The 12,355-nt window shown below is 61.1% G+C and carries 13 protein-coding genes; 6 read left to right on the forward strand and 7 right to left on the reverse strand.

The annotated features are described in order from the left end of the window. Positions 1–21: 21 nt before the first annotated feature. Positions 22–681 carry a CoA transferase subunit B gene (locus tag AACY08_RS07800; RefSeq protein WP_065872325.1) on the forward strand — a complete coding sequence of 220 codons (660 nt, stop codon included), beginning with the start codon at positions 22–24 and terminating at the stop codon, positions 679–681. Between the two features lie 11 nt (positions 682–692). Then, positions 693–1,874 (forward strand): acetyl-CoA C-acetyltransferase, encoded by a 1,182-nt coding sequence (locus AACY08_RS07805; RefSeq protein ID WP_339468896.1) that lies wholly within the window; start codon positions 693–695, stop codon positions 1,872–1,874. Between the two features lie 105 nt (positions 1,875–1,979). On the opposite strand, the gene AACY08_RS07810 is transcribed toward AACY08_RS07805, so the two are convergent. Beyond that, on the reverse strand, positions 1,980–2,396 hold the full coding sequence (locus AACY08_RS07810) for a PaaI family thioesterase (RefSeq protein ID WP_339468897.1): 417 nt from the start codon (positions 2,394–2,396) through the stop codon (positions 1,980–1,982). Positions 2,397–2,552: 156 nt separating this feature from the next. On the opposite strand from AACY08_RS07810, the gene AACY08_RS07815 reads away from it, so the two are divergent. Next, positions 2,553–3,347, forward strand: coding sequence for a DUF4349 domain-containing protein (locus AACY08_RS07815; protein WP_339468898.1), 795 nt, complete (start codon positions 2,553–2,555; stop codon positions 3,345–3,347). Here the strand turns inward: AACY08_RS07815 and AACY08_RS07820 are convergent, their stop codons facing one another. Then, the gene (locus AACY08_RS07820; RefSeq protein ID WP_339468900.1) at positions 3,348–4,433 is read right to left on the reverse strand and encodes a DUF1615 domain-containing protein; all 1,086 of its coding nucleotides are present in this window, start codon (positions 4,431–4,433) and stop codon (positions 3,348–3,350) included. A 146-nt stretch (positions 4,434–4,579) separates the two neighbouring features. Between AACY08_RS07820 and AACY08_RS07825 the strand changes: the two genes are divergently transcribed. Then, the gene (locus AACY08_RS07825) at positions 4,580–5,194 is read left to right on the forward strand and encodes a LysE family translocator (protein WP_339468901.1); all 615 of its coding nucleotides are present in this window, start codon (positions 4,580–4,582) and stop codon (positions 5,192–5,194) included. A gap of 119 nt (positions 5,195–5,313) precedes the next feature. Here AACY08_RS07825 and hemB read toward each other — a convergent pair whose 3' ends face one another. From hemB to AACY08_RS07840, 3 genes are all read right to left on the reverse strand, one after another. Beyond that, a complete protein-coding gene (hemB, locus tag AACY08_RS07830) occupies positions 5,314–6,288 on the reverse strand; it encodes a porphobilinogen synthase (protein WP_339420111.1) in 975 nt (324 codons plus the stop codon). 114 nt (positions 6,289–6,402) lie between these two features. Further along, a complete protein-coding gene (locus tag AACY08_RS07835) occupies positions 6,403–7,245 on the reverse strand; it encodes a PhzF family phenazine biosynthesis protein (RefSeq protein WP_339468903.1) in 843 nt (280 codons plus the stop codon). 2 nt (positions 7,246–7,247) lie between these two features. Next, complete coding sequence (locus AACY08_RS07840; protein ID WP_339468904.1) at positions 7,248–7,946, reverse strand: glutathione S-transferase N-terminal domain-containing protein; 699 nt, start codon at positions 7,944–7,946, stop codon at positions 7,248–7,250. 251 nt (positions 7,947–8,197) lie between these two features. On the opposite strand from AACY08_RS07840, the gene AACY08_RS07845 reads away from it, so the two are divergent. After that, positions 8,198–8,899, forward strand: a complete 702-nt coding sequence (locus AACY08_RS07845) for a histidine phosphatase family protein (protein WP_339420108.1) — start codon at positions 8,198–8,200, stop codon at positions 8,897–8,899. Between the two features lie 44 nt (positions 8,900–8,943). Continuing rightward, positions 8,944–9,999 carry a permease gene (locus AACY08_RS07850; protein WP_339420107.1) on the forward strand — a complete coding sequence of 352 codons (1,056 nt, stop codon included), beginning with the start codon at positions 8,944–8,946 and terminating at the stop codon, positions 9,997–9,999. A gap of 137 nt (positions 10,000–10,136) precedes the next feature. Here AACY08_RS07850 and mnmH read toward each other — a convergent pair whose 3' ends face one another. Further along, entirely contained in the window at positions 10,137–11,234 is a 1,098-nt protein-coding gene (gene mnmH / locus AACY08_RS07855; RefSeq protein WP_339468905.1) for a tRNA 2-selenouridine(34) synthase MnmH, read from the reverse strand. Beyond that, entirely contained in the window at positions 11,234–12,268 is a 1,035-nt protein-coding gene (gene selD / locus AACY08_RS07860) for a selenide, water dikinase SelD (RefSeq protein WP_339420104.1), read from the reverse strand. The genes mnmH and selD overlap by 1 nt, the downstream gene beginning before the upstream one ends. Positions 12,269–12,355 lie beyond the last annotated feature (87 nt).

Here is a 12,355-nt window from a genome sequence, read left to right on the forward strand (position 1 = left end):
CGAACAATAAGGACTCATAAAATGGCTCTTACCCGCGAACAAATGGCTCAACGCGTCGCCCGCGAAATGCAGGACGGTTTCTACGTCAACCTTGGCATCGGCATTCCGACCCTGGTGGCCAACTACATTCCCGAAGGCATGGAAGTCATGCTGCAATCGGAGAACGGCCTGCTCGGCATGGGCCCGTTTCCAACCGAAGACACGATTGACGCCGACATGATCAACGCCGGCAAGCAAACCGTCACCGCACGCATCGGTGCGTCGATCTTCTCCTCCGCCGAGTCCTTCGCGATGATTCGCGGCGGCCACGTCGACCTCACCGTGCTCGGCGCATTTGAAGTGGACGTACAGGGCAACATCGCCTCGTGGATGATCCCCGGCAAGCTGGTCAAAGGCATGGGCGGTGCCATGGACCTGGTGGCCGGTGCAGAAAACATCATCGTGATCATGACCCACGCGTCCAAGGATGGTGAATCCAAGCTGCTCAGCCAGTGCAGCCTGCCGCTGACCGGTGCGAACTGCATCAAGCGTGTGCTGACTGACCTGGCGTACCTGGAAATCGAAAATGGCGCTTTTGTCCTCAAGGAACGCGCACCTGGCGTCAGCGTGGAAGAGATTGTGAGCAAGACCGCCGGTAAACTGATCGTCCCGGACCACGTTCCAGAAATGCACTTCCAGTGAGGACAGAGCTCATGCAAGACGTCGTGATTGTTGCTGCCACCCGCACCGCCGTGGGCAGCTTCCAGGGTTCGCTGGCGAATATCCCGGCACCCGAACTGGGCGCCGCCGTGATCCGTCGCTTGTTGGAACAGACCGGCCTGGACCCGGCCGAAGTGGATGAAGTGATCCTCGGCCAGGTGCTCACCGCGGGCAGCGGCCAGAACCCGGCGCGCCAGGCCTCGATCCTCGCCGGCCTACCCCATGCGGTGCCAAGCCTGACCTTGAACAAGGTCTGCGGCTCAGGCCTCAAGGCCCTGCACCTGGGCGCCCAAGCCATCCGTTGCGGTGACGCCGAGGTCATCATTGCCGGCGGCATGGAGAACATGAGTTTGGCCCCGTACGTACTGCCCGCCGCGCGCACTGGTTTGCGCATGGGCCATGCCAAGATGCTCGACAGCATGATCACCGACGGCCTGTGGGACGCGTTCAACGACTACCACATGGGCATTACCGCCGAGAATCTGGTCGATAAGTACGGCATCAGCCGTGAAGCCCAGGATGCGTTCGCCGCCGCCTCACAGCAAAAAGCGACTGCTGCGATCGAAGCCGGCCGCTTTGTGGATGAGATCACCCCGATCCTGATTCCCCAGCGCAAAGGCGACCCGGTAGCCTTCGCCGTGGACGAACAGCCGCGCGCCGGCACCACCGCCGAGTCCCTGGCCAAGCTCAAACCTGCTTTCAAGAAAGACGGCAGCGTCACCGCCGGCAACGCGTCCAGCCTGAATGATGGCGCTGCTGCGGTGCTGCTGATGAGTGCAGACAAGGCCAAGGCCCTCGGCCTTCCGGTCTTGGCGCGCATCGCCAGCTACGCCAACGCAGGCGTCGACCCGGCCATCATGGGTATCGGCCCAGTCTCGGCCACCCGCCGCTGCCTGGACAAAGCCGGTTGGAGCCTGGGCGACCTGGACCTGATCGAAGCCAACGAAGCTTTCGCCGCGCAATCCCTGGCGGTAGGCAAAGAACTGGAATGGGACGCCAACAAGGTCAACGTCAACGGCGGCGCCATCGCCATCGGCCATCCGATTGGCGCCTCAGGCTGCCGCGTGCTGGTGACCCTGCTGCATGAAATGATCAAACGCGACGCCAAGAAAGGCCTGGCGACGCTGTGCATCGGCGGCGGCCAAGGCGTGGCACTCGCTCTCGAGCGCAGCTGATTCAAAGAGCAACAGGGAGGAGGCTCGGTTCCACGAAAACCGGGCCTTTTCTTTTCGCGATACGCCTGAAAAAACACAGTTCAAATGTGGGGCCGAGCTTGCTCGCTAGCTACTGCGCGGCACCGCAAACACCGCACTCGCCCGCGCCACCACCTTCTCCCCCACCTGCAGGCTCACCGTGGCAAACGCCATCTGCCGCCCGCGTTTGTAATGCTCCATGCGCACCACGATCCACTCCCCAACCTGCACCGCCCCCAGGTAATCCAAGGTCATGCTCGCGGTAATCAGCGGCAGTGGCGGCTCACTGGAAAACGCCATCGCGTAGCCCATGCCGACATCCGCCAAGGTCGCCAACACGCCGCCATGCACCGTGCCGCGTCCATTGGCGTGGCGATTGTCGGCACGCAGGGCGATTTCCAGGTGCACGCCATCACCCCGGCAATACGCCGGGCCAAGCAGATCAAGCAATGGGCTGCTGCGGGGCAGCGAAACGAAACCTTCGGGCACTGAGTGGGCGATCATGGCGAACGCTTCCTTGAACTGAAGATTGAGGTGTACGCCACGCCACAAGCAGCAGCCATTACCATCCATCACGCAAATCCCCCGCGATGCTTTGCGTTAATCCACCAGACCCGCTTTAATCGCCGTAAAATCCCCCGCACCCCGCAAGGAACAGCAATGCGCCATCTGGACGGCAAGCCCCATCCGCTTCGCACCGGCTTAATAATCTTGGTCGCCGGCCTGGCCCTGGTTGGCTGCTCGCCCAAGGACCACTCCCGCGCCAGGGTGATCAACGGCGAGCAGAGTCGTGCCGGTGCGCAATTGGCCTACGAGCACGAGCTGAGCCTGGCCATGCCCGGCGCCCTGCTCGCGCCGCGCATGCAGGCGACACGCGAGGCCTGCGAAACAGCACGCTTTGGCGCGTGCAATATCCTGGGCATCACCGAAGACGGCAACGGTGGCCAGATCATTCTGCGTATCGCGCCGACGGGTGTGGAGCCGATGGTCACGATGGCCGCTGAAGGTGGCAAACTCGGCCAACGCATCACCACCGCCGAGGACCTGGCCGATGCGGTCGCCGACGTACGCCGCCGCCAGGACCGCCTGCTGGCCCAGCAACAACGCCTGGATGAATTGGCCAAACGCAAGGACATCACGGTCAGTGACCTGATCGCCCTGAGCAATAAACAGGCGGGTATAGAGAACGAATTGCAGGCGCTCGCCCAAGTCGCTGCCGGCCAGCAACGCCGTCTCGACACCAACCGCGTGACCCTGAACTTCCGTTCCTCTGACGGCGCGAACCAGCCGTCACGGTTCAGTCGGATGTTCAGCAACCTGGGGGACAATATGGTCGAGGGCACTGCCGACGCCCTGGAACGCTCAAGCTATGTGCTGCCGTTCGTGATCCTGGCGTTCCCGGTGGTGTGGTTGTGGGTGTGGCTGTGGCGCCGCTTTGTCAAACGCCGCACCTGATCAGCGCTTCATGCAACGCTGATACCGCTCATCCACCCGCTTGGCAAACCACGCCGTCGTCAGGTTGCGGGTGATCTTCGGACTCTTGAGCACGATGCCCGGCAGGATCGCCCGTGGCATCGGCTTGCCGGCGGCTTTGTCCGCGAGTGCGAACACGCGTTTGTACAGAGCGGTCTCTTCAAAATCCAGTTGCTTACCCTGATCCAGCTGGCTGCGGATGCTCGGATTGCGCATATCCAGCTTCGCGCCCAGGGAACGCACTGCCAACTCGGTGGTGCCGGGTAGCAATGAGCCGTACCGTATCAAATCCCCATCCAGCGCCAACTCGGTGCCCGAGGCACGGCTGACGGCGGCCTGGAACGCGGCATTGCGACTGGCATACCAACCGGCATTGAAGTCGGCGAAGCGGTACAGAGGCTGGTCATAGTTCACCGGGTAACCCAGCAAATGCGCGATACCGAAGTACATGCCGCCACGGCGGCTGAAGACTTCACGGCGAATAGTGCCGTCCACCGTGTAGGGATAACCCCGTGCCTGTTTCTGCGCAAAGTCGATGCTGACCTGCATCGGACCTGCGGTATGCACCGGGTTGAAACCACCGAATAACGTGTTGCCCAGGGGCACCATGCTGATGAAGTCATCAAAGATGCCACTCAGGTCCCTCTCCGTGCGAGCGGCGCTCAGGCGATCGGCGTATGTCTTGCCCGTGGGCGAGCGCAATTGAAGTGCGCTGCGTACGAAAAAGGCTGGCACATGGACCTTACCGGCACGCCGCAGGATTTCATCCTGGGCGATCTTGCCCATGTTCGGCACGGGCGGGTCGACTTGGTAAGTGGATTCCTGTTCGGTCACCGCCAGCACGGCGCAGATATTTTCCGTACTGGCGTAGATTTTCTGGGTGTCGAAGGCGGTGTAGATGTCCTGGGCCCAACCGTTGCGGTCCGAGACGTTAGCCGGCAGCAAGCGCACGATCTGCGCCTTCACCTCAGCCTCGCTGCGCTCGGGCTGTTGCGGGTTGCGGGTTGTAGAGCAACCGGCCAGCACCAGCAACGTGGCAAGGCACAGGATCAGGCGGCTTGAATACATGGGGTTTCCTTGGATGACGGCGGGCCGGGCGTTGCAGATATCGACCGGTAAGTCTAACCAGGGTTCGCCGCGTTGGCGTGCTCGCCAGGCAATCACAAACGTGACAGGATCTGTCATCGACCATTCGTACACGGAGTTTGAATGCCATGCTCAGCCTGAACTTCCTCATCACCTGCCTGATCGTCGTGCTGATTCCCGGCACCGGCGTGATTTTTACCGTGTCCACAGGACTCACCGCCGGCAAGCGCGCCAGTGTGTTCGCCGCGCTGGGCTGTACCGCCGGGATCATTCCCCACTTACTGGCTTCGATTCTTGGTCTGTCCGCCCTATTGCACACCAGTGCATTAGCGTTCGATACGCTCAAGTACGCAGGCGTCGCCTACCTGTTGTACGTGGCATACGCCACTTGGCGGGATCGCTCGGCGTTTGCGGTCAGCGACACCCCTGCGCTTTCAAGTGCACGGACCCTGATGTTGCGCGGCCTGTTGATGAACATTCTCAACCCGAAGCTGACCATTTTCTTCCTGGCCTTCCTGCCCCAGTTCGTCACGCCAGGCAGCACGGCCCCAGCCCAGCAAATGCTGGTGCTGAGTGCTGTATTCATGGCGATGACGTTTGCGGTGTTCGTGATGTATGGCCTGCTGGCCAATGTGTTTCGCCGCGCAGTGATCGAGTCGCCACGGGTGCAGAACTGGCTGCGCCGCAGTTTCGCGGCGGCCTTTGCGGGGTTGGGCTTGAACCTGGCGTTTGCGCAGCGCTGATAAACACTGCAATCAAACAATGTGGGCTTGCCCGCGATGGCAGTGGGTCAGCTGAATATTTGCAACTGACCTGCCGTCATCGCGGGCAAGCCCACACACATTTAGACTTGCGGTTTTTTCTAGATCCCGGCCAGTGCCAGGTCCATCGCGAAGTAGGTGAAGATCAAATCCGCCCCCGCGCGCTTGATCGACCCCAAGGTCTCACGCACCACACGATCCTCATCAATCGCGCCAGCCTGGGCGCCGAACTTAATCATCGCGTACTCGCCACTGACCTGATAAGCCGCCACCGGCAAACGCGAGGCTTCGCGGATATCGCGAATGATATCGAGGTAGGCGCCGGCCGGCTTGACCATCAACGCATCGGCACCTTCCTGTTCGTCCAGCAGCGATTCGCGCACGGCTTCGCGGCGGTTCATTGGGTTCATTTGGTAGCTTTTGCGGTCACCCTTGAGCGCGCTGCCGCCGGCTTCGCGGAACGGGCCGTAGAGGGCCGAGGCGAATTTGGTGGAGTAAGCCATGATCGGGAGGTGGGTGAAACCGGCGTCGTCCAAGGCGCGGCGGATTGCCTGGACCTGACCGTCCATCGCTGCCGAAGGGGCGATCACATCAGCGCCTGCACGGGCAGCGGCCACGGCTTGCTTGCCGAGGTTGACCAGCGTCGCATCGTTGTCGACATGCGCACCGTGCATCACGCCGCAGTGGCCATGGTCGGTGTATTCACAGAAGCAAGTGTCGGACATCACGATCATTTCCGGCACCGCGTCCTTGATGATCGAGGACATGCGCGAAACCAGGCCGCGTTCTTTCCAGGTGTCGCTGCCGTTGGCGTCCAAGTGGTGGGACACGCCAAAGGTCATCACCGACTTGATGCCGGCACGCGCATAGCGCTCGATTTCACCGGCCAATTTTTTCTCGGGGATGCGTAACACGCCCGGCATGCTGGTGATGGGTACGAAGTCATCGATTTCTTCTTCGACGAAAATCGGCAGCACCAAGTCGTTGAGGGTGAACTCGCTTTCCTGAAACAAGCCACGCAGCTCCGGGGAGCGGCGCAGGCGGCGTGGACGGGCTTGGGGGAACTGGCTGGTCATGGCAATCCTGGATAAAGGTCAAAACTTTGGGGCGAAGCTTATGCCCCCAGGCACCGGCAACACAAACCCGGAGGGCCCAATAGTGTATTGCGAGGGCCGTAACAATTTATTGATCTAGAGCTGTAAACGCCCTTCGATACACACCGCCACAGCGCCACCCACCCAGATTTCCTCACCCTGGCGTTCAATGCGAATACGCCCCGCACGCCCCAGCGCAGTGCCCTGGCTGACCACATAGCGCTCAGGCGCCAGGCCTTCGGCCAGCAGCCATTGCGCGACACCGGCATTCAAGCTGCCGGTGGCGGGGTCTTCCGGGGCGCCGTCGCCCGCGATAAAGGCGCGAACTTCAAATTGCGCATCCACGTCGTCCCTCGCGGGATCACAGGGGGCGATCACACCCACGGCCAAACCGAGCAGTTGTGAGTAATCCGGTTGCAGATCCAGCACCTGATTGCGATCAGCCAGCATCACTGCCAACCATCCCGCGCCGTTGTCGACCCACTGGCTACGCAAGATGGCCTCTGGCGCCAAGCCCAACGCCAGGCGAACGCGCTCTATGACAGGCGCTTCCACCGGCCCGGCGCGCAACAAAGGCGGTGCGATAAACGCCAGCTCATCATGCTGGCGACGGATACGCACCAAGCCGATTTCGCACTCTTGGATTATTTCCTCACCTTTGGGAATACCGCCCGCCTGCAGCCATGCGTGGCAACTGCCCAGTGTCGGATGCCCGGCAAAAGGCAGTTCCTGCAAGGTCGTGAAAATCCGCACCCGGTAGTCCGCCTCGGGGTCGCGCGGGGTCAGCAGGAACGTGGTTTCGCTCAGGTTGGTCCAGTTGGCAAAGTCCGCCATCTGCTGGTCGGTCAGGCTATCGGCGCCGAACACCACCGCCAATGGGTTGCCTTTGAGCGAAACGCTGCTGAAGACATCCAGCTGTTTGAAATCGAACGTCGGCATGCTCAGCTCGGAATACTAAGGCCACGGATCACCGCTGGCCGTGCGACGAAACCGTCCAACGCACGCAGTACATTGGGGAAGTCGGCGATGCCCACCAGGTCACCGGACTCGTAGAAACCGATCAGGTTGCGGATCCACGGGAAGGTGGCGATGTCGGCGATGCTGTAGTCGTCACCCATGATCCAGGTGCGGCCCAGCAGGCGTTTTTCCAACACGTCCAGCAGGCGCCTGGATTCGGCAGCGTAACGGTCGCGGGGGCGCTTGTCTTCGTAGGCTTTGCCGGCAAATTTATTGAAAAACCCCAACTGGCCAAACATCGGGCCGATGCCCCCCATCTGGAACATCAGCCACTGAATCGTTTCATAGCGGGTGGCCGGGTCTTCGGAGAGCAGTTGGCTGGTTTTTTCCGCCAGGTAGATCAGAATCGCGCCGGACTCGAACAACGCCAGTGGCTGGCCGCTGGGACCATTGGGGTCGATGATCGCGGGGATCTTGTTGTTGGGGTTCAGGGACAGGAACTCGGGAGACAACTGGTCCTGGGTCTCGAAGCTGATTTTATGCGCTTCGTAAGGTAGCCCCAGCTCTTCGAGCATGATCGAGACTTTTACCCCGTTGGGTGTCGGCAGCGAGTACAGCTGCAAGCGCTCGGGATGCTGGGCGGGCCATTTGCTGTTGATCGGGAAGGCAGCGAGTGAGTTCATCGGGGAGCTCCTGAACAGAAAGGCTCCATGATAGACATCTGTCCCGTGTCCTGCATGGGTCATCAATACGCAACAACCGCTGGCTATTATCCCGTCTGGGCGAACCAATAGGCCCTCGCGCACTCTTAAGTGCGCTTAAACGGTGAACGGAGGCGAACCGCAATACTGACAGGGAACACCGCAGGACGCCGGATGCGTCACTGGGGCCGGGCTTGTCCGCCTTAATCCGATGCACTGAAGACTCGACAATAATGACCATCAAGCCGTTGTGCCTTGCGCTACGCCTAAAACGATATTCATACATCATGTTGCCGCTGTTGCTCGTAGGCGGCGCTATCGGCCTGACCCTTGAATCGCGCGTCAGCAGGGCCGAACAGGTGAACGGCGTACAAACCCTGGTGTTCCTGCGCCATGGTGAAAAACCGGCAGGCGGCCTGGGCCAACTCAATTGCCAAGGCCTCAACAGAGCAATGAACCTGGCCACCCTGCTGCCGGAAAAATTCGGCAATGCCGACTTCGTATTTGCGGCCAACCCCACACGTAATGTGGAGGAAGGTGAGCTGGACAATTCCTACAGCTACATTCGCCCCCTGATGACCATCAGCCCCAGCGCGATCAAGCTCGGCCTGCCGGTCAACATCAAATTTTCCGCGAACGACACCAGCGCCCTCGCCGATGAGCTGGTGGAAGACAAGTACCACAACGCCACGATTTACACCGCTTGGTCCCACGGCTATCTGCCGGAGTTGATCAACAAGGTGGCGAGTGAAGCGTCGGGCGAAAAGCACACCATCACCGACGATTGGTCGGGCAGCGACTACGACACCCTGTATGTGCTGACGCTGACCTGGCACAACGGCAAGGCCTCGCTGCTGAGCCGCAACTACAAGCAAGGCTTGAACAACGGTGAACAGACCTGCCCGAACCCCACGCAGGTGAGTGCCGATAGCTGACAGCGTATGATATGCCGCTATCGACTCACCTGCGGATCATCCCCATGCCTAACCTCACTTCCTCCCAGCCCAACCGGGGCTGGTCTATCTGGTGGAAACCTGCACTGTTCCTGCTGGTAGCCTGCGTTGGCCTCTACTATGTGAAGTGGTCCCCCTACTACCTCAAGGCCTTCGTTGCCGCCGATAACCACAGCATCGGCGCCTCGATTCTCAACGATCAACAACGCTCACCATTGGCGGCGGCGCTGGCCTATGCCCAGGTGTATTTCCTGGCGATCTGGAAGGCCGCTGTGCTGGCGGTGATTCTTGGCTCATTGCTGCAAGTGCTGATTCCCCGCGACTGGTTGCTGCGTCTGTTTGGCCGCGCCGGACTGGGCTCCACCCTGCGCGGCGGGCTGTTTGCTTTGCCGGGGATGATGTGCAGTTGCTGTGCGGCGCCGGTCGCGGCGGGTATGCGGCGTCAGCAAGTATCGGTGGGGGCCGCGCTGGCATTCTGGATCGCCAACCCGGTGTTGAACCCGGCCACCCTGGTGTTCATGGGTTTTGTCCTGGGCTGGGGCTTTACCGCCCTGCGGCTGGTGGCGGGGATTGTGCTGGTGGTGGGTGTCTCTCTCGTGGCGCAGCGCATTGCGCGGTCTGAACAGGTGCCGGCAGCCGCACTGGATGCGATAGCCGAGGTCAATATTGTCGACTCGCAACCGTTCCTGAGTCGCTGGTTACGCACCCTGTGGCAGCTGTTTTGGAGCACAATTCCGATCTATATCCTGGCGGTGCTGGTCCTGGGCGCGGCGCGAGTCTGGCTATTCCCCCATGTGGACGGCGCCATGACCAACAGCCTGATGTGGCTGGTGCCACTGGCAATCGTCGGCACGCTGTTTGTGATTCCGACCGCCGCAGAGATTCCCATCGTACAAACCATGATGACCCTGGGCATGGGCACCGGCCCGGCCGTGGCGTTGCTGATGACCCTGCCCAGCGTGAGCCTACCGTCGCTGCTGATGCTGCGTAAGGACTTTGATGCAAGGGTGCTGATTACGGTGGCCGGGTTGACCATGCTGGCGGGGGTGGTGTGTGGGCTGATCGGGGCGCTCATCCTGTAGTTATTCAGTGGGGCTGATGGCCCTTTCGCGAGCAAGTCGAATCGTCGCACCGCCGCGCGCCCATCCAGACCGCGTTTACCCTGCAGAAACACGGTCAACATGTGGGAGTGACTTGCTCGCGAATAGGCCCTTGAATATCACCCATTCACCCTGTTACGCAGATACTCCACTACTGCCCTCTGCTCTCCCGCGAACTCGACCCGCGCGCCTTTGCTCTCCCGCTGAAACGCATACATCGGGTCGTAATACTCGCGCAACAAGGCTTCGATCCACACGCGGTGCAAATCCACTGCACCGCTACGCGCCTGCTCCGCCAGCGCGTCCTGCAGGATCGCCTGCAGCCGCTGGAAGCGCTCCCCACCCAGGCGCTTGTGGATGTTGGCCAGGCTCTGGGTCAGACGCCCGGCAAACACCGCGTGGCCCTGCTCGCCAAACAGCGCGATGAACTCGGCACACAGGTCCACCACGTAATCGCGCAAGATGCGCTCGACCCGCCCTTCGACGCTGTCCTCAAGCCATACCATCGGATACGTCTGCATGCCTTTGTACAACGGCAACGGCAGCGCGCAACTGCCGATCATGCGGCTTTCGTCCTCGATCACGAACTGCTGGATACCCCCTGCGCGTTTTTTCAGCAGGTCCACCGCCAAGCGGTTTTCAAAGTCTATGTTGGACGGCTGCGCCGTGGCGCGCTTGCCGAAGCTGGAACCACGATGGTTGGCATGGTTTTCCAGGTCCAGGGCGTTGTTTAACTGGCCGAGCACCTCGGTCTTGCCAGTGCCGGTCATGCCGCCGAGCAATACGAAATCACACTGCGTTGCCGCTTGCTCGAGCGTCTCCAGCAAAAAGGTGCGCATGGCTTTGTAACCGCCGCCCACACGCGGGTACTCAATGCCCGCCTCAGTCTTGAGCCATTGCTGCACGATCTGCGAGCGCAAACCGCCGCGAAAACAATACAGGTAGCCATCGGGATTGGTCTTCGCGAACAGCGCCCACTGATCGATGCGTTCAGCCTTGATTGCCCCGGACACCAGCTCGTGGCCCAGCACGATTGCGGCCTGCTGGCCTTGCTGTTTGTAGCAGGTACCGACCCGCTGACGCTCGTTATCGCTCATCAGCGGCAGGTTGACTACACCCGGGAAGGCACCTTTGACGAACTCGACCGGCGCGCGGGTATCCATCATCGGCCGGTCATTGAGGAAGATATCGCGGTAGTCGGTGATGTCAGCGGCCATCAAAACACCTCTACCGCGTGGGTCTGTCGCTCAACCAGTTCGCCGATAGGCTCAAGGGCCAGGCCCAGTTCGGCGGCGGCGACATGAAACTCGGCGTCACCCTCGGGGGTGACCGCGATCAACAGGCCACCGCTGGTCTGTGGGTCACACAGCACACGCTTATGCAACTCCTGCAGGCGCCCGAGCCTGGCGGAGTAACTGTCGAAGTTGCGCAGGGTGCCACCCGGCATGCAACCTTGATCCAGGTAGTCCTCAATCCCCGGCAGACGTGGGACTTTGTTGTATTCGATGCGGGCCGTCAGGCGGCTGCCGTCGGCCATTTCCACCAGATGGCCCAGCAAGCCGAAACCGGTGACATCGGTCATCGCCGTGACACCCGTCAATTTGCCGAAACGGCTGCCAGGTGTGTTCAGCGTACACATCCAGTCACGCGCCAGGCCGATATCCGCCTCACGCAATTTGCCCTTCTTCTCAGCCGTGGTCAGGATGCCGATGCCCAGGGGTTTGGTGAGATAAAGCCGGCAACCCACGGTTGCGGTGTCATTGCGTTTCATATGGCGCTTTTGCACGATGCCGGTGACCGCCAGCCCGAAGATCGGCTCCGGGGCATCGATGGAGTGGCCGCCCGCCAGGGGGATTCCAGCTTCGTCGCACACGGAACGGCCGCCACGGATCACTTCCCGGGCAATCTCCGGTGCCAGTACATTGACCGGCCAGCCGAGAATGGCGATGGCCATCAGCGGGTCACCGCCCATGGCGTAGATGTCGCTGATGGCGTTCGTCGCTGCAATCCGCCCGAAGTCGAAGGGATCATCGACAATCGGCATGAAAAAGTCAGTGGTGGAGACCACGCCGCGCTCATCGTCGATGGCGTACACCGCTGCATCATCGCGCGAAGCGTTGCCCACCCACAGCTTGGGGTCGAGGTTCTGCGCGCCGCTGCCGGCAAGGATCACCTCCAATACCTGGGGCGATATCTTGCAGCCACACCCCGCGCCATGGCTGTACTGGGTAAGACGAATCGGCTCGTTCATGTATGACCTCACGCTATCAAGTGCGCGAATTCTAACAGACAGCAAAAGGCCGGCTGAGCTCTTGTGAGCGCAGCCGGCCTTTTGGTT

It is taken from the genome of Pseudomonas sp. EL_65y_Pfl1_R83, assembly GCF_963970695.1.
Taxonomy (GTDB): Bacteria; Pseudomonadota; Gammaproteobacteria; order Pseudomonadales; family Pseudomonadaceae; genus Aquipseudomonas; species Aquipseudomonas tritici.